Here is a 26826-nt window from a genome sequence, read left to right on the forward strand (position 1 = left end):
TAAATGAAGAGGCGCCTCATGGCGCCTTTTTTGTCGTTTAAAAATACCAATGGTTTACATCTCAGCGCAGGCAAAGTTCATCAATTAAGTAATCAAGGCTCTGAAGCGCTTCATTTTATTGTCACTTCAACACCCCCAGTCACGGTGATAGAGTCGAAGTGTCGCTCAGATGAGGCTTGTGCTGTTACTTAGCCTTGATGGGCCAAGATTGCGCGCTTTCTTTATACCAAAGTGCATTAGCGAATGCTGCATTCATGGCTAAAGCCATTCCTACCTCGATTTGAAATCGTGCCGAGTGTAGGAGGCGTTTTAACGCCGAATAGCAACTTCTTCATGGCTCACGCCATTCCTACCTCGATTTGAATCGTGCCGAGTGTAGGAGGCGTTTTAACGCTGAATAGCAACTTCTTCATGGCTCACGCCATTCCTACCCCGATTTGAAATCGTGCAGGAGGCGTTTTAACGCCGAATAGCAACTTCTTCATGGCTCACGCCATTCCTACCTCGATTTGAATCGTGCCGAGTGTAGGAGGCGTTTTAACGCTGAATAGCAAGTTCTTCGTGACTAAAGCCATTCCTACCTCGATATGAAATCGTGCAGAGTGTAGGAGGCGTTTTAACGCTGAATAGCAAGTTCTTCGTGACTAAAACCATTCCTACCTCGATATGAAATCGTGCAGAGTGTAGGAGGCGTTTTAACGCTGAATAGCAAGTTCTTCGTGACTAAAACCATTCCTACCTCGATATGGAATCGTGCCGAGTGTAGGAGGCGTTTTAACGCTGAATAGCAACTTCTACGTGGCTCACGCCATTCCTACCTCGATTTGAAATCGTGCCAAGTGTAGGAGGCGTTTTAACGCTGAATAGCAACTTCTTCATGGCTAAAGCCATTCCTACCTCGATTTGAATCGTGCCGAGTGTAGGAGGCGTTTTAACGCTGAATAGCAATCCCTTCGTGACTAAAGCCATTCCTACCTCGATTTGAAATCGTGCCGAGTGTAGGAGGCGTTTTAACGCCGAATAGCAACTTCTTCATGGCTAAAGCCATTCTGACCCCGATTTGAAATCGTGCCGAGTGTAGGAGGCGTTTTAACGCCGAATTAAGCGTAAAGCGTTAAGGTAAATCAACAACTCAGCAATTTCTGTGTTACGGGTGATTGCGGGTTTTGGAAAATCGTTTCAGTTTGGCCGTATTCGACAATCTCGCCGTGATCAAGCACCACAAGTTGATCGCTAATATGGCGCACTAAACTTAAATGGTGAGTGATCAGGACATAGCTAAGGCCCGTTTCTTTTTGTAAACGTAGTAATAAGTTTACCGTTTGAGCACGCACAGAGGGGTCTAGCGACGATAAAGCCTCATCAAGCACCACAACCTTAGGATCTAGAATTAAAGCGCGTGCAAGCGCTATACGTTGCAATTGACCACTACTGAACATATGCGGGTAATAATGACGATGGTCTAACAAGAGCCCGACTTTTGCTAACGTTTGTTTAATTTTCTCTTCGCGAGCGGCTTTGTCTAGATCAGTATTATATTGTAAGCAGTCGTTTAGCATGTCACCAATAGTGAGGCCGGGGTTGAGTGAGGCTTCAGAATCTTGGAATATAAGGCGAATATGACGACAGTCATTATCGCGAAGCCCATCATTTTCAATGATATTACCATCGAGTAAAATTTGCCCTTTATCTGCGTTGTCTGCACCTGCTAATAGTTTTGCAAGGGTGCTTTTACCTGAGCCTGTTTCACCAATAATGGCGATAGTTTCTCCTTGGCCTAAACAAAATGAAATGTCTTTCAGCACCGTAAAACGCTTGCGTGAAAAGAGTCCTGCACGCAAATTAAAACTTTTCGATAGGGCTTGCACTTTTAGCAGAGGTTGCATTATTTCATCGCCTTAATTAATGGGAAGTGACACGCATAACTATGACCATGATGTTTCGTCAATTTAGGCGTTACCACACACGCTTTTTGTGCTTGTGGGCAACGGGGGCCAAGTCGGCAACCTATCGGCAAATGTTGCAAGGTTGGAATCGTGCCTTTGAGCGCATAAAAGGGCTCTTTATGTGCCAAACCTTGCTCGTAGTCAGGTAAGCTCTTTAATAATGCTTGTGTATAAGGGTGGTGTGGCTGACTAAATATGCGGCTTGTAGGGCCTGCTTCAACCATTTGTCCGCAGTATAAAACATGCATCCCATGCGACCAGTCTATGATCTCTTCAAGCTCATGAGAGATCATTAAAATTGACATGTTTTTTAACAGGTTCAAACTTTTTAATAATCTAAAAACTTGTGCACGAGTCGTGCTCTCAAGGGCTGTGGTTGGTTCATCGGCGATAAGTAATTTAGGAGTACGAGCAATCGCCATCGCTATCATCACTTTTTGGCAGATACCTTCTGAAAGCTCATGAGGATAGCTGTCGAGCACTTTTTTGTGATCTTTAATTCCCACTTTATGAATAAGTGCTTTTACGCGGTCTTTACGTTGGCGATTTCGTTTTAAGAAAAAGCCACTGGTTGCTTCAACGGGTAAGGTTTCGGCAATTTGATCAAATATTTTTGCTGTGGGGTCCAAACAGCGGCTTGGATCTTGGTAAATCATAGCAATATCTTGACCAACTAATTTACGGCGTTGCTCATTGGATAGACGCATTAAGTCAACACCGCGCCAGTGCATTCTGTCAGCAGTGATATGCCAGCGCTTATTCAACACCCCAACAATGGCTTTCGCAATTAAGCTTTTGCCAGAGCCTGACTCACCAACCAGCGCATGAACCTCACCTTCTTTAAGGGTTAGGCTCACTTTATCAACCGCACGAATTACCGTATCAGAGGTGCGTAACTCTATCGTGAGATTGCGAATATCGAGTAATTGCATAACTAGTCGGCCTTACGTTCTTTGAGCACTTGGCGTAAACCATCACCCACCAAATTGGTAGACAGCACAGCTAAAAATAATAATACGCCGGGTAAACCCACAGTCCAAGGGGCAAGGTAAATTAAACCAAGGTTTTCGGCCAAAATCGCCCCCCATTCAGTGGTTGGCGGCTGTGCACCGAGCTTTAAAAAGCCCAGTGCTGAGATATCTAATATTGCTGTAGAAAGTGCCATTGTGAATATAACCACAATATGTTCGTAGATATTCGGGAAAATTCCTCGGGCTAATATGTGCCAGTTAGACGCACCATCTAGTTTAAAGGCGGTGATATAATCTTTATTGAGCTCTTCAACAATCAGGTTTCGAACAGAGTGAATAAACTGTGGCAGTAGAGCAAGGATAATTGCCCACACGGTGTTCATTAAGCCAGGACCAAGAATCGCGATAATAATTATGGCTAAAAGTAACGAGGGAATCGACAAGGTAATGTCGAGTAAGTGATTTAAAAAGCTTGAACGAATACCACGACTAATGCCCGCAAAAGTGCCTACCAAAACCCCAATAACCGTGGTGATAAGGGCTGCTACAACAGATAAGCCAAATGTGTAAGTTGCGCCATTCATTAATCGCGACAACACATCGCGACCTAAATCATCGGTGCCTAATAGAAACCGAACATCACCGGCATCATGCCATGACGGCGGCAATAATAACGCATCGCTGTGCTGCTGGTTTACGCCATAAGGGGCAAGTAAAGGGGCTGATGCAGCCAGTAAAGCAAAGGCAATAAATAACCATAAGCCAACAAGTGCAGGGTGGTTGGTTTTAAATTTACGCCAAAATCGCGCCAACGGCGATTTATTCGACTCTTCAGAGAATAAATTAAACTTTGCCATGAGCTTGGTTCCGCGAGAGTGGGTCGAATAGAGTGTAAGTGAGCTCTGCGACAATCGTTGCTAAAATTACGAACATAGACACAGCCAATAAGCCGCCTTGAATAGCGGGGTAATCGCGTTGATAAATACTGTCAATTAACCATCGGCCTATGCCGGGCCATGAGAAAATGACCTCGGTGATCATCGCAAGGGTGATCAGCGTACTAAATTGTAAGCCGATTTGCTTTATCACAGGCAATAACGCATTTCTAAGGGCATGATGAATAATGAGCTGGGCGCGGTTTAACCCTTTAGCACGTGCTGTTTTAATGTAACTTTGATCAAGCACTTTGAGCATTGAATCGCGCGTAAAGCGCACCAACACGGTTGTTGGGTACATAGCCAAAACGATAGTTGGCAATGTTAGGTGGTGCAATGCATCCACAAAAGCCATGCCATGATACGGAAAGTCTCCCGCAATGATATCTATCAAAATGAACCCAGTGACAGGTTCAATCTCGTAAAGTAACCCCATACGGCCCGACATCGGAAACCAGCCTAACTGCAGTGAAAACACCATTATTAACAGCAGTGCTAACCAAAATACGGGCATTGAATAGCCAATGAGTGTGCCTGAGTTAATGAATTTATCGGGCCAACGTCTGTAATAAGCTGCGGCTAAAATACCGCTTGGCACGCCGACGACCACTGACACGATTAGCGCATAGGTACTCAGCTCGAGTGTGGCAGGAAATAGGTCAACAATATGTTGAAATACACTTTCACCAGAGGCGAAAGATACCCCCCAATCTCCTTGGACGATGCGCTCTAAAAACGCGAAGTATTGAACGGCATAATTTTCAGTAAAGTGGAACTTTTCTTCAAGCACGCTGGTTTGCGAAAAAGTGCTGTTAGTAATACCACTTAAATTGGTTAAGGCATCACCGGGGAATAAATAGCTTAACGAAAAAGTAAAAATACTTAATGTCAGCATCATAAACATTAACAGCGCTAAGCGGCGAAGAATATAATCAAGTATCATTATTCTTTCCTCGCGTTAGCCAGTGAAATACCGCCAAACGGGCTTAAACTTATCCCTTTCACATCGCTGCTAGATGCTTGAAAACGCATGCCGTGGGCAATTGGCAGAATCGGCAACTCTTGTACAATAATGCGCTGAGCTTGATTGTAAAATTGCTTCCGTTTTTCTAAATCGGTGGTGTCGAGCGCTTGAGTGAGTAATAAATCAAATTCAGGGTTACACCAGTTTGCCGGATTTTTACCACTAAAAGTTGCTGTGCAACTTAGCAATGGGCTCATAAAGTTGTCGGGGTCGGGCGTATCGGCTGCCCAGCCGAGTAACACGCTATCGTGGCGGTGTTCACCAACGCGTTGTAAAAAGGTATTCCATTCGTATTCCACAATACTCACGTTAACCCCGATTTTGCGCAGATCACTTTGCATCAGCTCCGCCATTTTACGGGCATTTGGGTTATAAATTCGGCTGACTGGCATGGCCCAGATATTCATATCAAAGCCATTTTTATAGCCGGCCTCTGCAAGCAGTGTTTTCGCAAGTTCAGGATTGAATTCAGGCATCGCTTTTTGTGCTTCAAAAGCCCAAGAGGCAGGGGGCAGTAACGATTGTGCCTTAATACCATTACCGTAGTAAACTGCTTGCATGATTTTGTCGACATCAATCGCGCTGGCCAGTGCTTGGCGCACACGAATATCATCAAACGGTGGACGCTCAGTATTAAATGCCCAATAACCAATATTAAGGTTTTGCTCTTTTTGAACGTTAATATCGTCTCGTTCAGCTAAAATACTTAATTGTGCGCTGCTAGGGTGAGCGGTTACATCGCATTCTTTGGTCAGCATTTTGGCAACTCGGGTGGTGCCATTTGGCGTTATGTCGTAAACCAATTGCTCAAGCACCACAGGGTGTTTCCAATAATCAGGATTACGGTAATAGCGAATTAAGCGATCGCGACGGTATTCTCTGTACACATAAGGGCCCGTGCCAACGGGGTACTGGTCAAAGAGGTTTTCTTGCTTTCGCTCTTTTAATTGCATGGCGTATTCTTTTGATAGCACCACGGCAAAATCAGTTGCAAGATTCGCTAAAAAGCTGCTTTCTGCATTATAAAGTTCAAAGCGCACCTGGTAGTCAGAAACACGCACAATGCGGCGAATTAATTGATCAATACCGACACTTTGAAAATACGGGTAATTGGCATCACCCACAAAATGATAGGGATTGTATACATCAAATAAGCGACTAAAGGTAAAAATGACGTCATCGGCATTAAAATCACGGCTCGGTGTAAAGTACTTGGTAGTATGAAACTTCACCCCTTTTCGTAAAGTAAAAGTGATGGACTTGCCGTCTGGACTGATTTTCCAATCGGTGGCAAGTTCCGCCTGAAATTCAGCAGACACAGGGTCGATACTCAATAGGCGGTCATAAAGCTGATTAGCAATAATATCAATGGTTGAGCCCGTGGTCGTTACTTGTGGATTAAACGACACCGGGTTAGCCTCAGCGCAATACACTAAGCCCTGATTTTTTTGTTCAGTGGTTTTTTCTTCGCTATCTAGGCAGCCTACTAAGCATACCAAAGACAAAGCAAGTAACGGTTTATACACCTGATTAGCCTCTAACTATTGCTGCTGGTCTAATAAATTGTATTTTTTCAAATAGCCACGTAATTGATGATACGTTAATTCGAGCTGTTCTGCAGTTTTCTTTTGATTAAATTGACTGTGTTCCAATGCTTTTTTTATGACATCAATTTCAAAGTCATTGGAAAGTTGTTTCAAGTTACAAGGAAACTGAATTTCAGGTTTGCTTAGTGATACTGACTCTTGCGCCTGTGAAGGGGGTGTAACCGCATGTTCTATATGTGCAATTGGTGCACTGTTACTACTGCCTTTAATACGTTGCTTAGGTCTGAATTTGCTGGCAAATGGGTCTAAAATAATCTGGTGAACGGGAATATGTTCATTGCCGTGACGATACAAACTTCGTTCAACAACATTTTTTAATTCACGAATATTACCCGGCCAGTCGTATGACTGCAGTGTTTCGGTAGCGCTGCGAGTAAAGCCACTAAATAGCTCCCACTCAAGATCACGCGCCATATTAATCGCAAACTGTTCTGCAAGTAACATAATATCTTCTTGGCGTTCACGAAGCGGGGGCAGGGTAATAACATCAAAAGCGAGACGATCAAGTAGGTCGCTTCTAAACTCACCTTGCTCTGCAAGACTTGGTAGGTCTTCATTTGTTGCGCACACAAGGCGAGTATCTACTTTAACGGTTTGCTTACCGCCGACACGCTCAAACTCACCATATTCAATAACGCGTAACAGTTTTTCTTGCACCATCGCTGAGGTGTTGGCTAATTCATCTAAAAACAGCGTGCCACTGTTGGCGCGTTCAAAGCGACCTTCATGGCGTTTACTTGCTCCGGTAAAAGCCCCGCTTTCATGGCCAAATAATTCACTTTCGAGTAGGTTCTCGTTAAGCGCCGCACAGTTGAGCTTGATATAGTTCTGTTCCCAGCGTTTCGATAAAAAATGTAAACGCGCTGCAATCAGTTCTTTACCTGTACCGCGTTCACCAATAATAAGCACTGGTTTATCTAAACTAGCCAGCTGTGATACTTGATCCAGCACGCTTAAAAAGCTGTCAGATTGGCCGAGTAAATTATCCTGTTGGCGAAATTGGCTCATATTCCCTAACTCTTAGTCATTTTTACTAAGATCTAGTGTATTTCATTATCTGAGAGAACTAAAGAAATTTATAAATTTAGTTTAACTGTTTGAATATATTAAGTTATTCTAGCTTTATAAAAGTTGGCAAGCATATTGATACTAGATATACCAACTGATTAAGTTAAAACACCAAAGAGGTAAATGTTATGGGAATTTTTTCACGTTTTGCAGACATCGTTAATTCTAATATCAATGCCATCTTAGATAAAGCAGAAGACCCAGAAAAAATGGTTCGTCTGATCATCCAAGAGATGGAAGATACATTAGTAGAAGTACGCTCTACGTCAGCAAAAACACTTGCTGAGAAAAAAGAATTAGTACGTCGCGTTGATACATTAAAAGTACAGGTTGCTGATTGGCAAGAAAAAGCGGAGTTAGCACTAAGCAAAGACCGTGATGACTTAGCGCGTGCAGCACTGATTGAAAAGCAAAAGTCTGCGGATGCTGTGGCTGCCGTTGAGTCTGAGCTTGAGCATGTTGAATCTCATATTGCAAAGCTTCAGCAAGAAGTAAGTACGTTACAAGAGAAGCTGGCTGATGCTAAATCACGTCAAAAAGCGATTATCTTACGTCAACGTTCAGCTGAGTCACGTTTAGAAGTGAAAAAAGCGCTTGATAGCTCAAAAGTGGAAGATGCGCTAAACCGCTTCGAACGTTACGAAAACAAGATCGATGGTCTAGAATCTCAAATAGAGTCTTATGATCTTGGTAAAAAATCATTAGCTGACGAAATTGCGGGTCTACAGCAAGACGAAAAGATTGATGATGAGCTTGCTGAGCTTAAGAAAAAACTGGCAGATAAAAAATAAAAAATGGGGGCAAGTCCCCCAATGCTTAAACACATAACGGATTGACAGGAGAGAATCATGTTCGACGCAGAAGTTTTGATGGCACCCATTATTGTATTTATGGTGGTTGTTGCCCCACTTTGGCTTATTTTACACTACCGTAGTAAAAAGCAAGTGAGTCAAGGTTTAAGTGAACACGAACATCGCCAGCTGTTAGAGCTTGCACAAAAAGCAGACAAAATGGCAGAGCGAGTTGAAACATTAGAAGCCTTACTTGATCAAGAGGCTCCACAGTGGAGACGTAAAGTATGAGTACCAAACGCGAATTATTCAGAGACGCAGAGCGCGGTAAAATAGCCGGTGTGTGCGCGGGTATCAGCGACTACTTTAATATGGAGCTTTGGCTCGTACGCATTCTTGTCGTCACCGCAGTGTTGTTATCGGGTGGGCCATTTATTGTTGTTGCTTACATTGCTGCGTGGTTTATTTTAGATAAGAAACCATCAGAGAAAACAATGAAAACTGGCGACAGTATTCACCAAGACCCGCTTGAAGTGAAATTTAAAGTATGGCAAAAAGGGGAACCACCTCGCCGTGCACTGCAAGATTTAAAAGAGCGTCTTGCGCGAGTTGATGGTCGTTTACAAGAGATGGAACGCTATGTCACCTCAACTGAATTTACGGTTAGCCGTGAAATTAACAAACTTTAAAGGATTTTAAAGCACCTTGTTTGCAATGTGAAACCAAGCGCAAATAGGGTGCTAGACACTGTATGAGCCAATCATTTGCAAAGAACACCTTTAATAAATTAAAAAACAAAGCCGAAAAAGCGCTGCATCGTGGTTTAGATCAACACGTGAAACTTGCTGTAACAGGATTAAGTGGCAGTGGTAAAACGGCGTTTATAACCGCACTTGTTAAGCATTTAACCAGTCAAGCTGATGATAAAAACCTACCATTTTTTAATGTAATGCGTGAAAAACGCCATATTGCAACCAAAGTGGTACCTCAGCAAGCTCTCACCATTCCAACGTTTGAATATAATCAGGCTTTGTCGTCATTATTGCCCCTGGAAGGTGAACCGGCATGGCCGGCATCAACTGAGCGTATCAACACACTGCGACTGGCAATCAAGTATCAAAGTAATGCCGGGCTTCGTGGTCATTTTGCACCGCAATCCACTTTGTATTTAGACATCATTGATTACCCAGGTGAATGGTTACTCGACTTGCCAATGCTTGAGCAGTCATTTGCTGATTGGTGTGAGTTACAATATTCATTGCTTATGCAAACGGCGCGCAATGAAAAAGCTCAGCCATTTTTATCTGCACTTGCAGAGCTCGATTTATCGTCCAGTGTTGATGAAAGTTTACTTGCTGAGGTGGCAGCACTGTATCAGCAGTTACTCATCAGTCTAAAGCAAGATACCAAACTTGCCATGTTACAACCCGGGCGTATGTTGATGCCGGGTGAACTTAAAGGTGCCCCCTTACTGCAGTTTTTCCCGGTCGCAAACGTACCAGAGGAAATTGCTGAAGGGTCAAATTTAGCGCACCTTAAAAAGCGCTATAAGGCCTACGTAAAAGAAGTTGTGAAGCCATTTTATGAGCAACATTTTCGCCATTTTGACCGACAAATTGTGCTGGTGGATGTCTTGAGTGCATTGAACGAAGGGGCCGAAACGTTACATGAGCAAAGTCGTGTAATAAACCAATTGCTTGCACATTTTAATTACGGTGAAGCCAGTTTCTTTAAACGTTTGTTTAAACCTAACATCGACAAGCTGTTGTTTGCTGCAAATAAATCAGACCATATTAGCGCGCAGTATCATAAAGATTTAGCATTATTGCTTGATTCAATCGTGCATGATCAAAGCAACCATTTAAAGTTTGAAGGCGTACAAATTGAAACCATGGCTATGTCGTCAATTTGTGCGACAGAGCCGCGCCAAGTTGTAGAAAAAGGCCAGCAATTAGCCTGTATTTACGGTAAACCATTGGGCGAGCATGAGTGGGTCACTTATTTACCCCCCCAGCCACCTTCACGACTATTGAATAAACACGAGTGGCCAGCACAAGGCTTTGAGTTTTTGTCGTTTTCGCCATTACCATGCCCTGATAAACGGTTAAAGCATATTCGTTTAGATCATGTCATGCAGTATCTGATAGGAGATAAACTAACATGAGTAAACAGCCGAACGAGGTTGATTTTCAAGCTGGGCGCCGTATTGCGAGCTCTGCAGCAAATGAAGCACCGACTGAGGAGCTTACAGCTGCAAAGGTAATTGAAAATGCAGAGTTTATTGAAAACGATGACGAATTAACTGACGACATAGAACTGGCACCGGTATACAGAAAGTCAAAATGGCAAACATTAAAAAGCCTTTTTGTTGTGAGCTTTTTAGTCTTGGTCTTGCTTGAATTTGGTATGTCGCTGTATGTGGCGTTTCAGCAATCGATTATTGTCGGTTCAGTGTATTTAACAGCGGTACTAAGTGGCGTGCTCTTGATTAGCCGTGTTATTTGGCGTGAGTATCGCATGCTGCGTAGCTTAAAGCGCAATCAGCTACATCGTACAGAGGCTGATCGATTACTTAATAGTGAGCAAGTAGGTGAAGCGCTGCCTTGGCTTGAGAAACTCAATAAACATCAAGCACTCACAGGCTTTGATGACTTTAAAACACAAATAGCCAGTCATCATACCGACAAAGAAATCATGACGTTATATGCAGACAGCTTATTAGTCAGCCAAGATCAGCAAGCAAAGAAACTGATTAATCGGTTTGCCACAGAATCGGGCTTATTGGTGGCATTAAGCCCACTTGCACTGGTTGATATGATGGCGGTACTTTGGCGTGGCACTAAATTAATTGAGCAAATTGGTCGTATTTATGGCATTGGTTTTGGTTATGCAAGTCGCATAAAATTGTATCGCTTGTTGATCAAACAAGTGCTTTTTGTAGGCAGTGCTGAACTGGTGTCCGATCTGGCTGCAACGGCACTCAGTGCAGAGCTGTTGGGTAAATTGTCGGGCCGTGCCGCGCAAGGGCTTAGCGCCGGTATTTTTACTGCTCGCATTGGCTATAAAGCCATGGAGTTAAGTAGGCCATTGCCACGTTTAGAGCACAAACGTAGCCTATTAAAAGAAACGGCTAATAGTATTGCGCGAAAAATAGCCTCGCGCAGCAGCGATAAAGACACCGAAAAGACTCAATGACAACATTTGTGTACAGTTAATAAAAACGGTTGAGTGATATTTAGCCATCTGAGCATCCGGCATGCTTGTGGTTAGGCTGTATGTGCGTTTTATTTATGAGTATGAAGTACTGATAATAAAAACGAGAACAGACAATGACTAAGCATCACTTACATACACAATGTATCCATGGTCCAGAAAAGCCAAATGATCCTCACGGCGCACTGAGTGCGCCACTTTATCAAACCTCAACATTTGCGTTCACGAGTGCAGCACAAGGAGCTGCACGTTTTGCTGGTGAAGAGCAGGGGTTTATTTACACTCGCTTAGGTAACCCAACCACGCAAGAGTTAGAGCAAAAAGTTGCACAACTTGAAAATTGTGAAGCGGCTGCAGCAACAGCAACGGGAATGGGCGCAGTATCAGCCTCAGTATTAAGCTTTTTACAGCATGGTGACCACCTTGTGGCATCAAGTGCACTCTACGGTTGTACTTTTGCTTTTTTTGCTCACATGCTGCCTCGCTTCGGTATAGAAGTCAGTTTTGTTGATATGAGCGATGAAGCCGCGTTACGTGCTGCTGTTAAACCAAACAGTAAAATGATTTTTGCTGAGACGCCGATAAATCCAACCATGACGGTGCTTGATTTAAGCTTAATTGCAGAAGTCGCGAAGCAACATAAGTTACTCAGTGTTATTGATAATACTTTTTTAACGCCTTTACTTCAGCAACCCACTTCATATGGCATCGATATTGTTATTCACAGTGCGACTAAATACTTGAACGGACATGGCGATGTGGTTGCTGGGATTGTGTGTGGTTCTAATGAGCACATTAATTTAATAAAAATGACCGTGCTTAAAGATATTGGCGCAACGATTAGTCCACATGATGCCTGGTTAATAAACAGAGGGTTAAAAACGCTTGCAGTACGAATGGAGCGCCATTGTGCGAGTGCCCAAGTGGTTGCTGAGTTTTTAGAGCAGCACCCGTTGGTGAGCAAGGTTTATTATCCTGGCCTTAAATCACATCAAGGTCATAAGTTTATTGGTACACAAATGAAAGCAGCGGGTGGTGTGATCGCGTTCGAAATTAAAGGCACCTTAGAACAAGGTGAAACCTTCATTAATAATACCCAGCTTTGTACGTTAGCAGTGAGTTTAGGTGATGCTGAAACCCTCATTCAGCATCCCGCGTCTATGACTCACTCTCCCTATACACCAGAAGAACGGGCTGCGGCTGGTATTAGTGATGGATTAATTCGCTTATCAGTCGGTTTAGAGGATGTTAACGATATAATTAACGATCTTAAAACTGCATTTACATCTATTGGGTAAGGTGTGAATTTAAGTTTACACCAAAGTGGTGTTTTAGCCCTTATTTAACGGGGTGTGTAAATATTTAGATCTTTAGGTGTAATTTTTTATTTACAGTGGGGGTGTTTCTGCAAACAGTAGAAACACCCAAAACTATTAAAATCTCGCTTACTTTTACATAGTATCGACTTAACAAGTTAAAGTGATTCTTATCGTGCTGATCAAGATTTAACGAAGAAGGTTATTATGGCTAAAGCAAGTAATTACACCTCCAAGCAACCCGATGAAAATGGGGTGATCCATTGGAGCGAAGACGAAAACAAAATATGGTCTGAGCTGGTTGCTCGCCAACTCGCTTGCATTGAAGGCAAAGCCTGCAATGAATACCTTGAGGGTTTAAAAAAAATAAACCTTCCTTCAGATCGTATTCCCCAATTAAGTGAATTAAACGAAGTACTGGAAAAAACCACTGGCTGGCAAGTTGCGCCTGTGCCTGCGTTAATTGATTTTGACGAGTTTTTCCGTTTGTTAGCTAATAAGCAATTCCCCGTGGCCACGTTTATTCGCACCCGTGAAGAGTTTGACTACTTACAAGAGCCAGATATTTTCCACGAAATTTTTGGTCACTGTGCAATGTTAACAAACCCTGCATTTGCTGAGTTTACGCATAAATACGGTCAATTAGGGTATGCAGCAGAGAAAAAAGATCGCGTGTATCTGGCACGTTTATATTGGTTTACTGTTGAGTTTGGTTTAATGCAAACAGACCAAGGCTTGCGTATTTATGGTGGCGGTATTTTATCAAGCCCAGGTGAAACGCAATACGTGTACTCTGATAAACCAGAAATCAATGCAATGAATGTACTGGATGTGCTTCGCACACCGTACCGTATTGATATAATGCAGCCTGTGTACTACACCATTAATTCGATTAATGACTTATTTGATATCTCACAAATGGATATCATGTCATTGGTAAGTAAAGCAAAAGAATTAGGGCTTCATGAGCCAAAGTTTCCACCTAAAGAAAAATTAGCAAGTTAAGGATTTATAATGTCTTCATTAAGCACACAAAAGTGTGAAGCGTGTCGTGCTGATGCGCCGAAAGTATCTGATGCTGAGTTAGCAGAATTAATTAAAATGATCCCTGATTGGGTACCAGAAGTGCGCGACGGCATTATGCAATTAGAGCGTGTGTATAAGTTTAAAAACTTTAAACAAGCACTTGAATTTACAAATAAAGTAGGTGATATGGCTGAAGAAGAAGGCCATCACCCAGGTTTACTTACAGAGTGGGGCAAAGTCACTGTTACGTGGTGGAGCCACTCAATTAAAGGCTTACATAAAAACGATTTTATTTGTGCTGCAAAAACTGACGATGTCTTTGCTGCATTATAAAACGCAATAAGTTCTGCCCAGAAGGCGTGACCCAAGGTCGCGCCTTTTTATTTTTGTTAAAAAGAAAAAGCCTATATAGTGTATTTGCGTTATGAAACAACACGGTAGAAAACAATGAAGAATAAAAGCCTAATCATAGCCTCATTACTTATTTTATTGCCGCTTATCGACAGCCTTTTTGTACCTCCTGTATTTGGCATTCAATGGCATAGCCCAAAAATGATGTATCAAATAGGCGTTGCGTTACTCATTATTAAGCTGTTTATGGTCATAACGGGCATTTATTTATTACTCAAAAATAACAGGTGTGACACAGGCAGAGCAGCGCTAGAGACTCAACCAACCGCTAGACGACATCTTTTATTATTCATTGTCGCAGGGCTTCAACTTGTGGTTATGGTGAGTCTGTGTTTTTGGTACCTTGTTGCAGGGACACAGGCAAAGTATTTTAAGCAGCAACAGCATATTAGTGTATTTACAGCTGACTATGGCGTTTTTACTGATGTTTACCATCATATTTCATATATTTGCTATGACAGTTATGGTTTTTATCGCCAAATCCCGGTTGCTTCATTACCGTGGGCAGGTGAATTTAGTTTTAAAGTTCATCAAGATAGTTTACAGATCTATCAAAAAAGTAATGTCGATGAGCAAACTAAACAGATTTCCTTAGAGGGGTTTAATTGTTTATAAAACTGGAATAATTAGGGCGATTTTTACTTACATATCAGATATTTCTTAAATTCCCCCCTATTTCCCCTCATAACATATCATTCTCACTGTTGTTTCCTATACTTAATGAGATTTTTAGTAAGGAAGCCATCACGCATAGGGTACTGCAATTAAACAGAGAGAACATTATGTTTACGAAGTTCAGGTTAAATACACAGCTGTATCTTGCATTTGGCGCAATGATTGTCCTGCTAGGGGTAGTCAGTATAGTTGCCTTGTTAGCCCTTAACTCAGGCTATGATAATTTTGTTGATTATCGCGTAAATGCACGCGATAGCAATATCACGGGACGAGTCCAATCAAACGTATTAACTTTACGCTTAAATGCACTCAAATATTTGAAAGATCAAGAACCTCAAGCCATTTCCGATTTTAACGAGCGTCATAATTTACTCAGTGAATTAATCACTCAGAGCAAAAAACAGTTTACTGATGCCGAGAAAGTAAAAGCAATGACAGCGATAGAAAAAGGAGCAAGTAATTATAAGAATGCTTTTGAAGACATCGTTAAGTTAGTAGAAAAACGCAATGATGTAGTCGAAAATAAGCTCGATGGAAACGGGCCGTTTATGCGTGAGGCCTTAACAGAAATTATGCTGCTGAGTAAAAACAAAGAAAACAGCGCAGCATTATTTTTAAGTGCACAATTGCAAGAGTCGTTATTACTTGGGCGATTGTATGCTGCAAAGTTTTTAGTCAGCAACTCGCTGGCTGATTTTGACAGAACAATGAAAGAATTTAAGAGCGTTCAAGCTAAAACTCAGCAATTGTCAGCGGGCCTTTTTGATACAAAAGAGCAGACATTATTGTCTGATTTCAAAACCAGAACGAATGACTATATTACAGGGCTTGAGCTAGTAAAGTCCTTGATTACAGAGCGTAATAATATAATTAGCGGGACACTTGATAAAGTAGGCCCGCAAATAGCTGAGGAAATTGAACGTATTAAACTCGCCAGCCAAAACCGCCAAGATGAAATTGGTCCCATGATACAAGCCAGCAGTGAAAATGCGATTACCACCATTTTAGTCTTTGCCATCATAATTATTACTGTGGGCATTTTCTTAAGTATCTTTATCTCGCGTTTAATAAAAGCGCCTATTGGCGGGGAGCCGAGCGAAATAGCGACCATTGTGCAATCGATAGCTGAAGGAGACTTAACCTATCGTTTTAGTCAGCATGGAAATGAAACAGGAATTTACTTAGCGATGCGCGAAATGGTGTCAAAGCTTAACGAAATGCTGACTCAGATCAGTGAATCTACCACGCAAGTTTCGCGCACATCACAAGATTTAACAACGATAACGGCGAGTTCTAAAACAGGTGCAGAGCATCAATCTGACCAATTAACACAAACAGCCACTGCAATGCATGAAATGTCAGCAACCATTAATGAGATTACGCAAAGTGCACAAATGGCTGCTGATGCAGCAACAAAAGCCGATAATGAAGTACTGACGGGCACGCAAGTAGTTTCACAAACGCATCTCGCAATGGGCGAGTTGGTTGAGACCATGATGAACGTGAGCAAAACGATTGAAAACTTAGAAGCAGAAACTGAGTCAGTGGGCTCCATTTTAGATGTGATAAGAGGTATTGCTGACCAAACTAACTTATTAGCATTAAATGCGGCCATCGAAGCTGCCAGAGCTGGAGAGCAAGGACGCGGTTTTGCAGTAGTTGCAGATGAAGTGCGCTCTTTAGCAAGTCGGACACAACAAAGTACTGAAGAAATTCAAGTGATGATTTCTAATTTACAAAATGAAGCGAAGCGCTCAGTCGATTCGATGAAAATGAATATGCAAAATGTGGAGCAAACCGCAGAGAAAACTGAGCAAACCGGTGAAGTCCTCGAGCAAATTTCACAATCGGTGGGCACAATTAAAGATATGAATGTACAAATTGCCAGTGCGTCTGAAGAGCAAAATGTCGTGAGTATGCAAATAAGTGAAAGTGTTCAACATGTTAACGAAAAAGCACATGAAACGATGGATGGTGCAGAGCGCGCAGCAGCGATTGCTGATGGCTTAGCGCAAACAGCGCTTGAGCTAGACCAAATTGTGAAGCAATTTAAAGTCAGTTAAAAGCCTAGGAGTATAAAGCCAGTGACACTGGCTTTATACTTTACTCATTTTTCATTCGGGCTTTATTTGTACATCAACCTTTTGGCCCGTTTGCAATTGTTCAGCCCCCCTTATTGCCACTTTATCGCCCGCACTAAGAGACGCAGGAGTGAGGGGGCTTACCTCAACAAGCTGACCCTTGCCACTGCCAACGATAACGGGAATTTGTGCTGCTGTACTGGCGTTATCAATCTTTACGATATGCGTGCCATTTTTACGCAAAATAAGGGCATCTCGGTTCACTAATAACACATCGCCTTTACTTGTTAATGGAACAGTAACATCGACAAGTTGACCTATCGCCCATACTTGCTCTTGAGATACGTGCAATGCGGCACGTACTTCGACCGTTTGTGAACGCGGGTCTGTGGATGGGATCACTGCTGTAATTTTAGCGGTTGTTGTTTCAGGTGCTGATAAATCGCCTGCTTTGACCGGCAGTGCAATGTCTTTATGTAAAAACTTGAGGTATTTAACAGGGACATATAAACGCACTTCTAAATGAGTGATATCGAGTAAGGTGACTAATTCATCGGCGCGGTTTATTTCACGTCCAGCACGTTTATAGCGCTCGCTGATAACACCTGAAAAGGGGGCGCTGATGGTCGCACGGGATAGTTTATCGTCGATCACCTTTAACTCTACCTCAGCAAGGGCAATATCAGACAAAGCGAGGTCGTGTTTATTTTGCATTCCATCAACTTGGCTTGCCGCTGCACTGCTCGCTTTTGCGAGTTTTTGTAAACGGGCTAACTCTTGCTCGTATAAACGCAGGTTTATTTTTGCACGGTTAAGCATTTCTTGCTGACGGGCTTTTTCAAGTTCCAGTGGTAAAGTGTCCATGCGCACTAGCGTATCACCTTGGTTGACTAAAGTGCCGGGCTCTACCACATAGAGTAAACGTCCACTAATTCCTGCGGTAAGCGTGACATCGTCTTTGCCGTATAAAGTGCCACTTACTTCAATTTCACTGGTTAGCTGTGCTTTACTCACTGTATCGACCGTGACAGGAACGACCGCGAAAGCATGAAAGGCGAAGGCACATAATACCGCGGTTACAATACGTATATTTTTTATCATCGTTTTATCACTCATTGATTCGATACCAAGCTTAAAGGCGTTTTTTCGGGTTGTTGATTATTGTTTATTGGTGGTAATTGCCTGCCAAGCTGCAATAAACTCGGCATTAAAATAAGCGTAAATAGCGCGCTAATAGCCATGCCGCCTACAATGACAGTCGCAAGACCGCGATAAATCTCTGAGCCAACACCTGGCATTAACATCAGCGGTAACATGCCAAATAAACTCGTTAAGGTACTTAAATAAACGGGGCGTGCTCTAAGTAGCACTGCTTGGCGAACTGCAGCCTCTCGGCTAAGCCCTGCAGACATCGCAACACGCGTTTGGTCGACCAATAAAATTGCATTATTGACCACTAATCCCAGCAAAATGATAAAGCCAATCATGGTCAATAAATCGAGTGATTGGAAAGTGAATAAATTCAGCACAAACAAGGCCAGTACCCCGCCAGCTATCGCCAGTGGCATAACTAACAGTACCAAGACACTGTCTTTTGCAGATTTAAATAATGCTGTCATCAGCAGGAATAAAATAAACAAGGCTAGTAAAAAGTTGAGAGTCATCTCTTGCATAGCTGAATTCATTTTTTGTGCGTTGCCAGCCAAAATCGCGCCAGCACTTTCGGGTAAGCTGGCACGTACTTTTGGCATAACGTGTTCGGCTAAAATAGCTTGTGCTTGTTGCAAACTCATATCGGCAGGTGGTGTGACGACAATACTCACTGTGCGACGTCCGTTAACACGGCGTAATTGTGTAGGGCCAACAGTGCGTTTTATTTGGGCAAGCTCGCCCAGAGTTTGAATGCCAGAGAGCGGTGTAACAATGGGCAAGGCTTTTAGTTCTTCAGGGGTTTGCCATGGAGTGCCTCGCAAAATTACATTCATGCGCTCGTTGCCGTCAAAGTATTCGTTAACAAATAAGCCGCCTGTATAAGCCTGTACCGCTTGTGAAACATCACGGCGAGTTAGCCCTGCTTGAGTAATACGGCGGTCGTTAGGTGTAAGCCTGAGCTCTGGTTCGGCCATATCTAAACGCGGTTGTGGTCTTGCTGTGGCATTTGGCATTGCTTCTGTGACTGCTTGCAAGGCGACATTAGCACCTGAAATCAGGTCATCCATGTTCGGACCGGTTAGATCAATATTGATATCTCGGCCATCTCCCCCATTCGCGACTTGGATCATAGAACCTCGAAAGAAGAATACCTGCGTGTCGGGTAAGTCGATGAAAATTTCTTCTCGAGCAACTTTCATCAATTCTTCAACGCGTTGTGGATCAGCCGAATAAATAAATCCGCCAGCGTTGGAACCAAATGCATAAAAGTTAAAGTCTTTTATTCCTGGCTCTTTCTCGCCTGTGTAGTAAGGCATTAAGCGTTTTTTGATACGCATTAATAACTCTTCTTCCATAAATTGCACATTGCCACCCGGTGGGGTATTCAAGTTAAAGAAAAAGCCATCAGTTGGCGCTCTGGGCATAAAGTCAGTTTTTGGCAGCATAGTCATGGTGGCAATTAATGAGCCGCCTAATAACGAGGCAATCCAGAGCAGTTGCTTAGTGCGGGTGTTAGTGAGTGCCATGATGAAGTTAGTTAGTTTTTGCCAATAAGCACGATAAGGATCGGGTTTTAGTTCAGTGTCTGGCCAAACATGGTTCGCTAATGGAATGAGTGTAATGGCACAGACCATTGAGGCAATGACCGCAATAGAGAGGGTGAGTGCAAGGTCTGAAAACAGCTGACCTTCAATGCCTGCCATAAAGAGAATAGGGAGAAAAATAGCAACGCTGGTGGTGGTTGACGCAAATAAGGCACCGGTGACTTGCGCAGCTCCTTTTAATGCCGCTTTTTTAGTATCAAAGCCTTCGCTTCTGAGTCGGGCTATATTTTCTTGGACTATGATAGCAGCATCTAAAACTAAGCCGACAGCAAAGGCTAGGCCGGCAAGGGAAATAACATTTAAGCTGCGTTCAAAAATATTAAGGGCTAAAAACGCCACCATCAACGACACCGGGATTGTAGCGGCAATCACAAACGTGGCTTTTAACCCGCGGAAAAACAACCATAAGATCAAGCATGATAAAAGTACACCTAATCCTAAGTTACTTTTCACTAATGATAAGGCGTTACGAATATGCACTGAGGCATCAAAGCTTAACTCAATCGATAAGCCATTTTCAGCAAGAGGACCTTCGTTTAGCTCTTTAATCGCTAAATTTATGTCATCAAGAAGTGCGACAGTATTGGCTTCGTTGGCGCGCGAAATTCGAATGTAATACGCCGGTTTACCATTTCGGCCACTCATGCCTAAACGGTCAGAAAAAGTGCGTTCTACGCGTGCAATATCGCCAAGGTAAATTGGTCTGTCGCCAGAATAACCAACGCGCATTTGTGCCATGCTCGACAAATCATACTGACCCGTAAAGCGCACGGTATATTGACGGCGTCCGACATTAGCAAGGCCTCCTGAGGTATCGCGTGAACTGGCTAATACGTTACTTATTTGGTCAAGGCTTACGCCAAGGGCAGCGGCTTTGTGAGGATCAAAGGTGATGCGCAACTCTTTTGGTCGTTCACTGGCTAAATCAACGCGGGCAACACCGGGAATACGGGCTAAACGTGGCTCAACAAATTCGTCGATTTGTTTTTGAAACTGTGCCATATCAAGATCTAAGCTATCGGCGTTGTAGTGCGTCGGAGTCACTAATAAAGTGGCAGCGGCTTCGCCATTATTGCCGCCTGCAAATACCACAGGGTCGAATGCATCTAAGGGCAGTGGCGGTGCTTGGTTTAGACTTGTGAGTACATCGAGCATGGCTTGCTGCATATTTTGCCCGACTGCAAAAGTAAGGGTGATAGAGCCATTACCTCGGTTGATATTGGTATTCACCTCTAAAGCGCCTGGCGTGTTTTTTACTGCGTTTTCGAGCGGCTCAATAATCACGGATTCTATTTCTTCTGGTGCGGCTTGGCGCCAACCTGAAAAAATAGTGATTTGCGGTTGTTCAATATCGGGTGTAAGTTGAATTGGCAGCTTGAAAATACTCAACATGCCAAACAACATAATCAGTACTAAGATGACAATAACACTCGCTGGGTTCTTCAGTGAACTGCGCGTCAAATTCATTGTGTGTGTTCCAAAATCAATTTGTGTGCATTGTAATGCGACGTAAAAAAAGTGCCAGTAAGTTTAATGGAATGTATGTCAAAGTAGACGCTGGGTTGCTGTATATACGCGATAAAGTGTGTTTTTGAAATATGATGTAACAATTTAATAAAGTTGATGAAAATTAACAGGTATAAAAAAAGCGCTATTCCTCATTAAGGAAAGCGCTTTTTAGTCATAACAGACTGTGTAAAATCACTGATTACTCATCAATCGAGCGAAGTAGTGCATTAATGCCTACTTTTTCGCGCGTTTGTTGATCTACTTTTTTTACGATGATGGCAGCGTATAGGCTGTGCGAACCATCTTTAGAAGGCAGTGAACCCGGTACAACAACGGCACCCGCTGGTACACGGCCGTAGTGAACCTCGCCGGTTTCACGGTCATAAATGCGCGTACTTTGGCTGATGTATACACCCATTGAAATAACGGCGCCTTCTTCAACAACAACGCCTTCAACAATTTCAGAGCGTGCGCCAATAAAGCAGTTGTCTTCGATAATGGTTGGGTTTGCTTGAAGTGGCTCAAGTACACCACCAATGCCTACGCCCCCTGATAAATGAACGTTTTTACCAATTTGTGCGCACGAGCCAACGGTTGCCCAAGTATCGACCATGGTGCCCTCGTCAACGTAAGCACCAATGTTGACGTAAGAAGGCATAAGCACCACGTTTTTACCAACAAAGCTGCCTTTGCGCGCCACAGCGTTAGGGACTACGCGCATGCCGCCTTGTTGGAATTGCTCTGGCGTATAGTCGCTAAATTTTAGTGGTACTTTATCGTAGAATTGATTAACACCATCGTTCATTGGTTGGTTATCACGAATACGGAATGACAGCAGTACTGCTTTTTTCAACCATTGATGAACAACCCACTCACCACTGATTTTTTCAGCAACACGAGCCGCGCCGCTATCAAGCAGTTCAAGCGCATCAATAATGGCCTGTTTTACTTCGCTTGATACTGTGCTTGGGCTGATACTATCGCGGTTTTCCCAGGCGTTTTCGATCATGGTTTTTAAATCTGACATAAGATCCTCTTATTCGGTTTCTGCGTTGAGTTTTTTACGCAATGCTTGATGAATTTTTGCTTGTTCTTCGTCTGTTAATGCTTGGTATTCATTATTCGATACCACGAAGAAATCTTCTGCGCGTTCGCCCACTGTGGTGATCCGTGCAGCATGAATATGCAGTAAATGTGCTTGGAATACTTCGGCTATTTTGGTGAGTAAGCCCGGAATATCCACTGCTTGAATTTCAATTAGACTGCGGTCTTTTCGTGCATGCGGTCTAAGCACAATTTTTGGTTTAATATTAAAGTCTTTAAAGCGCTGCGAACGATTCTTTTTAAAGCGAATTTTCTTTTTAGGATCATTAATAGCGAGATCCAATGCACGCTTAATCGACTGTGCACGACCACTGGCAATAGGGTCGCCATTCACTTCTAAAATAACAAAGCTAAACAGCACATAACCGTCTTTGGTCGTTAACACTTGCGCATGTTGGATCTGTGCTTTTTTAGAGCCTATAACACTCACAAGGCGTGCAAATAAGCCACCAGAATAGGGGCTGTAAGCAAATACCTGTGTGCCACCATGCATTGCTGTGTCAGACACCATGACACTGGGTTGGCTTAAGTCTGTACTGTTTAACAGGTGCTCTGTGTGCCATGAAATCTGCTGCTCGCTAAAAGCGGTAAAATAATTAGCTTTAAAGCGACTCCAAATTAAATCAATCTGATCCTCGTTACAGCCAAGATTAAGCAAGCGCTGTTTTGCTTGGCGCTTTTTGTCTCGAATTTGATCTCGTTGGTCCATTGGATTTTCAAGCCCCAAGCGCAGTGCGCGCTGGGTGTGTAAATAAAGCTCTCGCAGTAGGGTGTTTTTCCAATCATTCCACAAGTTATCATTTGTAGCACGGATATCAGCCAGTGTTAAACAATATAAATAATCGAGCTGGCGTTCATTTTTCACCTTGCTGGCAAAGTCTTTAATTACATCAGGGTCGTTAATGTCTTTGCGTTGCGCGGTGACCGACATAAGTAAGTGATTGCCAACCAACCACGCAATAAGTTTACCATCTGATGCAGGAAAACGGTGCAGTTTGGCAAACGCTAAGGCATCGACCGAGCCAAGCTCTGAGTGATCGCCACCACGTCCTTTGGCAATATCGTGAAAAATACCGGCTAAATATAACAGTTCAGGTTTATCCATGCGGGTGACGATTTCACTGCACAGAGGAAACTCACTGACTCGAGACTTATCAAAATATTTGTAAATATTATTAATAAGCTTATGCGTGTGCTCATCCACAGTGTAGGCGTGGAATAGGTCAAATTGCATTTGTCCGAATATATTTCGCCACTGCGGTAAGTAAGCCGCAATAATGCCGTGTTTGTGCATGAGCGTGAATGCTCGGCCCATGCCATTAGGGTGTTTAATTAACCGTAAGAATGCTTCACGACACGCAGCGTAATCTTGTAAATCACCTAATAAACGGCGACGTACTTGGCGCATTGTACGAATCGTGCTTGGGTAAATATGCGTAATTTCGGGGTTGTCGGCAATGTGCTCAAACAACACAAAGAGTTGGTCGCGACGGAAAAATACAGAAGGGTTTTTAACCCGAATCTGATGACCAATACGCTCAAAGTTCCGGTCAAGCTCTACAACGGGTAACTCGCCTGCACCTGGCAAAATGCTTTGCTCAAAGTAAGACAGCAACATTTGGTTAAGCTCTCGTACACGGCTCATAATGCGAAATAAACGTTTCATCATGCGCTCGACCGACGCTTTACCGTCGCTACCAAAACCTAAAATTTCGGCAGCATGAGGCTGGTGATCAAACAATAAACGGTTTTCAGAACGTCCCGCAGCGATGTGCAAGGCAAAGCGGATATTCCACAGGTTTTCTAAACACTCTGAGAGTTCTTGGTATTCTTCATGAGTGAGGTAACCATGATTAATGAGTTCTTGTAATGTTTCAGCCCTAAAGTGCTTTTTTGCGACCCAAATAATGGTTTGTAAATCGCGCAAGCCACCTGGGTTTTCTTTAATATTAGGCTCAAGATTATAGGCGGTTCCATGGCATTTTTTATGGCGTAATTGTTGTTCTTGTACTTTTGCCAAAAAGAATTCATCAGAGCGCCAAATTGGCGTGTCGATTAAGTGCATTTTGAGTTTTTCAAACTCAATGTGATTGCCAAATATTAAACGGCTTTCGAGTAAGCTGGTGGCAAAAGTAACGTCTTCACGTTTTTGCTCCAGTGCTTGTTCAATAGTGCGAACACTGTGACCAATTTCGAGATTGAGGTCCCATAGCATCGTCACGAACTGGCCAATTTTTTCGCATACAGCGTCACTTGGTTGTTCACTAACCAGCAGCATAAAGTCAATATCGGAGTAGGGGTGTAGCTCGCCACGCCCATAACCACCGACAGCAATAAGTGCTAAATCACTTTCGTGGGCAAGGTCAAAGTCGTGAAACAGTTTAATCAATAAGCGGTCAATAAACTCAGCGCGGGCATTGATTAAGTTGCTGACGGGTTGTTTAGAAAATTCGTTCTGTAGCCACTTATAAAAATAACCAGAACAGTCGCGATAATCGCTAAGTTGCTCAGCTTGGCTGAGCAACTTTTTTACTTTGTTGGGTAATGCCACAGGGGCTGGCTCCTAGTGTTCGATGATCCTGTCGATAGTATCATCTGATCGGAGCGTTAAAATTTCAACACCATTTTCAGTCACTAACAGTGTGTGTTCCCACTGAGCAGACAATGAACGGTCTTTTGTAACGACAGTCCAGTTATCTTTTAATAACTTACATTGGCGTTTTCCTGCGTTCACCATTGGCTCAATTGTTAAACACATTCCTGCTTTTAACACCTCGCCTGTACCTGGTTTGCCGTAGTGCATTACTTGAGGTTCTTCGTGGAACTCAGCGCCGATACCATGACCACAATATTCACGTACAATCGAATAATTAAAGCTTTCTGCGTACTTTTGAATCGCGGCACCAATGTCACCTAAGCGAACACCTGGTTTTACCATTTTTATGGCAAGGTAAAGGCTTTCTTGGGTTATATCAGCAAGGCGTTTGCCTTGAATATTGGGTGTGCCTACATGGAACATCTTTGAGGTATCACCATGAAAGCCATCTTTAATTACGGTTACATCGATATTAACGCTGTCACCTTCTTTTAGAGGTTTGTCGTTAGGAATACCGTGACAAATAACATGATTCACTGAGGTGCAGATTGATTTAGGGAAACCGTGATAGTTTAGCGGCGCTGGAATCGCGTCTTGCACATTAACGATGTAATCGTGGCAAATTGTATTCAATTCATCTGTGGTTACACCAGGCACCACATGCGGTTCTATCATTTCGAGTACCTCAGCGGCTAAGCGCCCGGCAACACGCATTTTTTCGATTTCTTCAGGGGTCTTGATCACAGCACTCATTGAGGCTCCAAAGTTGTTTTTCAGGTCATTTTTCAGTGCACAATTTTTGCACTGAATGTTGAGTTTTCAATTTTAATATGGTATAAAGCGCGCCGTCTTTTTACAAATAAATTCTTTACTGATTTTTTGTATTTAAGACAAACACAATTTTATTTTAACACACACACGTATCGTCACATACACTTGGGTGCACATAAGTTACAAATTAACTTAGGTGTTGGTGCTATGGGATATGTGGAGGCCTAACCCTAAACTATTAGAGGAATTTACAAATGGCAAACGTTTCAATGCGCGATATGCTTCAAGCTGGTGTTCACTTTGGTCACCAAGCACGTTACTGGAATCCTAAGATGAAGCCTTTCATCTTCGGCGCTCGTAACCGTGTACATATCATCAACCTAGAGCAAACTGTACCAATGTTCAACGAAGCACTTAAGTTCTTATCGAACGCAGCTTCTAACAAAGGTAAAGTACTTTTCGTTGGTACTAAGCGCGCAGCAAGCGAAGCAGTTAAAGAAGCAGCTCTTCAAAGCGATCAGTTCTACGTAAACCACCGTTGGTTAGGTGGTATGTTGACTAACTGGAAAACAGTTCGCCAATCAATCAAGCGTCTTAAAGACCTTGAAGCACAAAGCCAAGACGGTACTTTCGAGAAATTAACTAAGAAAGAAGCGTTAATGCTTACTCGTGAAATGGAAAAGCTTGAAAAGAGCCTTGGTGGTATCAAAGATATGGGCGGTCTTCCTGACGCACTTTTCGTTATCGATGCAGACCACGAGCACATCGCTATCCGTGAAGCTAACAACCTAGGTATTCCAGTTGTTGCTATCGTTGATACTAACTCTAACCCAGACGGTGTTGATTACATCGTACCTGGTAACGACGATGCGATCCGTGCTATCAACCTTTACACAAGTGCTGTTGCAGCTGCGATCACTGAAGGTCGTGAGAACAACATCGTTGCTCAAGCTGAGAAAGACGACTTCGTAGAAGCTGAATAATTAGCTGTCATCAAGTCTTCATCTTACTTAAGGTGAAGACTTG

23 protein-coding genes are annotated in these 26826 nt (G+C 43.0%); 12 read left to right on the forward strand and 11 right to left on the reverse strand.

The genetic code is table 11. The annotated features are described in order from the left end of the window. Positions 1-18: 18 nt before the first annotated feature. A complete protein-coding gene (locus GZH31_RS05260) occupies positions 19-192 on the forward strand; it encodes a hypothetical protein (protein WP_162898028.1) in 174 nt (57 codons plus the stop codon). A 932-nt stretch (positions 193-1124) separates the two neighbouring features. Here GZH31_RS05260 and GZH31_RS05265 read toward each other — a convergent pair. From GZH31_RS05265 to pspF, 6 genes are read right to left on the reverse strand one after another with little or no spacing between them, the layout of a single operon-like run. Then, entirely contained in the window at positions 1125-1886 is a 762-nt protein-coding gene (locus GZH31_RS05265) for an ATP-binding cassette domain-containing protein (RefSeq protein WP_180311448.1), read from the reverse strand. After that, on the reverse strand, positions 1886-2878 hold the full coding sequence (locus GZH31_RS05270) for an oligopeptide/dipeptide ABC transporter ATP-binding protein (protein WP_036969815.1): 993 nt from the start codon (positions 2876-2878) through the stop codon (positions 1886-1888). Before GZH31_RS05270 ends, GZH31_RS05265 begins: the two co-directional genes overlap by 1 nt. A gap of 2 nt (positions 2879-2880) precedes the next feature. Then, on the reverse strand, positions 2881-3774 hold the full coding sequence (locus GZH31_RS05275) for an ABC transporter permease subunit (RefSeq protein WP_036969812.1): 894 nt from the start codon (positions 3772-3774) through the stop codon (positions 2881-2883). Continuing rightward, a complete protein-coding gene (locus GZH31_RS05280; protein WP_036969807.1) occupies positions 3761-4795 on the reverse strand; it encodes an ABC transporter permease subunit in 1035 nt (344 codons plus the stop codon). Before GZH31_RS05280 ends, GZH31_RS05275 begins: the two co-directional genes overlap by 14 nt. Next, positions 4795-6402: an ABC transporter substrate-binding protein gene (locus GZH31_RS05285; protein ID WP_036969802.1), complete on the reverse strand. Its 1608-nt coding sequence runs from the start codon at positions 6400-6402 to the stop codon at positions 4795-4797. Before GZH31_RS05285 ends, GZH31_RS05280 begins: the two co-directional genes overlap by 1 nt. A 15-nt stretch (positions 6403-6417) precedes the next feature. Beyond that, on the reverse strand, positions 6418-7491 hold the full coding sequence (gene pspF / locus GZH31_RS05290; protein ID WP_036969799.1) for a phage shock protein operon transcriptional activator: 1074 nt from the start codon (positions 7489-7491) through the stop codon (positions 6418-6420). Positions 7492-7679: 188 nt separating this feature from the next. Here pspF and pspA point away from each other — a divergent pair, with 188 nt between their 5' ends. From pspA to GZH31_RS05340, 10 genes are all read left to right on the forward strand, one after another. Beyond that, positions 7680-8342, forward strand: coding sequence for a phage shock protein PspA (gene pspA / locus GZH31_RS05295; RefSeq protein ID WP_036969796.1), 663 nt, complete (start codon positions 7680-7682; stop codon positions 8340-8342). Between the two features lie 57 nt (positions 8343-8399). After that, positions 8400-8633: an envelope stress response membrane protein PspB gene (pspB, locus tag GZH31_RS05300; protein WP_036969793.1), complete on the forward strand. Its 234-nt coding sequence runs from the start codon at positions 8400-8402 to the stop codon at positions 8631-8633. Then, positions 8630-9031, forward strand: coding sequence for an envelope stress response membrane protein PspC (gene pspC / locus GZH31_RS05305; RefSeq protein ID WP_036969787.1), 402 nt, complete (start codon positions 8630-8632; stop codon positions 9029-9031). Before pspB ends, pspC begins: the two co-directional genes overlap by 4 nt. A gap of 62 nt (positions 9032-9093) precedes the next feature. Next, a complete protein-coding gene (locus GZH31_RS05310) occupies positions 9094-10506 on the forward strand; it encodes a YcjX family protein (RefSeq protein WP_036969783.1) in 1413 nt (470 codons plus the stop codon). Beyond that, on the forward strand, positions 10503-11537 hold the full coding sequence (locus GZH31_RS05315; RefSeq protein ID WP_036969781.1) for a YcjF family protein: 1035 nt from the start codon (positions 10503-10505) through the stop codon (positions 11535-11537). Before GZH31_RS05310 ends, GZH31_RS05315 begins: the two co-directional genes overlap by 4 nt. Positions 11538-11671: 134 nt before the next feature. After that, complete coding sequence (megL, locus tag GZH31_RS05320; protein WP_074988625.1) at positions 11672-12853, forward strand: methionine gamma-lyase; 1182 nt, start codon at positions 11672-11674, stop codon at positions 12851-12853. A gap of 225 nt (positions 12854-13078) precedes the next feature. After that, on the forward strand, positions 13079-13876 hold the full coding sequence (gene phhA, locus GZH31_RS05325; protein WP_036969774.1) for a phenylalanine 4-monooxygenase: 798 nt from the start codon (positions 13079-13081) through the stop codon (positions 13874-13876). Positions 13877-13885: 9 nt separating this feature from the next. Beyond that, complete coding sequence (locus GZH31_RS05330; protein ID WP_036969771.1) at positions 13886-14230, forward strand: 4a-hydroxytetrahydrobiopterin dehydratase; 345 nt, start codon at positions 13886-13888, stop codon at positions 14228-14230. Between the two features lie 114 nt (positions 14231-14344). Then, positions 14345-14923: a hypothetical protein gene (locus tag GZH31_RS05335; RefSeq protein ID WP_180311449.1), complete on the forward strand. Its 579-nt coding sequence runs from the start codon at positions 14345-14347 to the stop codon at positions 14921-14923. A 167-nt stretch (positions 14924-15090) separates the two neighbouring features. Next, positions 15091-17046, forward strand: a complete 1956-nt coding sequence (locus GZH31_RS05340; RefSeq protein ID WP_180311450.1) for a methyl-accepting chemotaxis protein — start codon at positions 15091-15093, stop codon at positions 17044-17046. 51 nt (positions 17047-17097) lie between these two features. On the opposite strand, the gene GZH31_RS05345 is transcribed toward GZH31_RS05340, so the two are convergent. The 5 genes from GZH31_RS05345 to map all read right to left on the reverse strand — a co-directional run bounded on the left by GZH31_RS05345 (position 17098) and on the right by map (position 25782). Next, the gene (locus tag GZH31_RS05345; protein ID WP_074988699.1) at positions 17098-18165 is read right to left on the reverse strand and encodes an efflux RND transporter periplasmic adaptor subunit; all 1068 of its coding nucleotides are present in this window, start codon (positions 18163-18165) and stop codon (positions 17098-17100) included. A gap of 11 nt (positions 18166-18176) precedes the next feature. Then, positions 18177-21287 (reverse strand): efflux RND transporter permease subunit, encoded by a 3111-nt coding sequence (locus GZH31_RS05350; protein ID WP_074988622.1) that lies wholly within the window; start codon positions 21285-21287, stop codon positions 18177-18179. Between the two features lie 241 nt (positions 21288-21528). Then, complete coding sequence (gene dapD / locus GZH31_RS05355; protein ID WP_036969760.1) at positions 21529-22356, reverse strand: 2,3,4,5-tetrahydropyridine-2,6-dicarboxylate N-succinyltransferase; 828 nt, start codon at positions 22354-22356, stop codon at positions 21529-21531. Positions 22357-22365: 9 nt separating this feature from the next. Further along, positions 22366-24984 (reverse strand): [protein-PII] uridylyltransferase, encoded by a 2619-nt coding sequence (gene glnD, locus GZH31_RS05360; RefSeq protein ID WP_180311451.1) that lies wholly within the window; start codon positions 24982-24984, stop codon positions 22366-22368. A 12-nt stretch (positions 24985-24996) separates the two neighbouring features. Then, positions 24997-25782: a type I methionyl aminopeptidase gene (map, locus tag GZH31_RS05365; protein ID WP_036969755.1), complete on the reverse strand. Its 786-nt coding sequence runs from the start codon at positions 25780-25782 to the stop codon at positions 24997-24999. 272 nt (positions 25783-26054) lie between these two features. On the opposite strand from map, the gene rpsB reads away from it, so the two are divergent. Beyond that, positions 26055-26783, forward strand: a complete 729-nt coding sequence (rpsB, locus tag GZH31_RS05370; RefSeq protein ID WP_036969753.1) for a 30S ribosomal protein S2 — start codon at positions 26055-26057, stop codon at positions 26781-26783. The last annotated feature ends 43 nt before the right edge of the window (positions 26784-26826 follow it).

The organism is Pseudoalteromonas sp. JSTW (assembly GCF_013423925.1).
In the GTDB taxonomy this organism is placed as follows: domain Bacteria; phylum Pseudomonadota; class Gammaproteobacteria; order Enterobacterales; family Alteromonadaceae; genus Pseudoalteromonas; species Pseudoalteromonas lipolytica.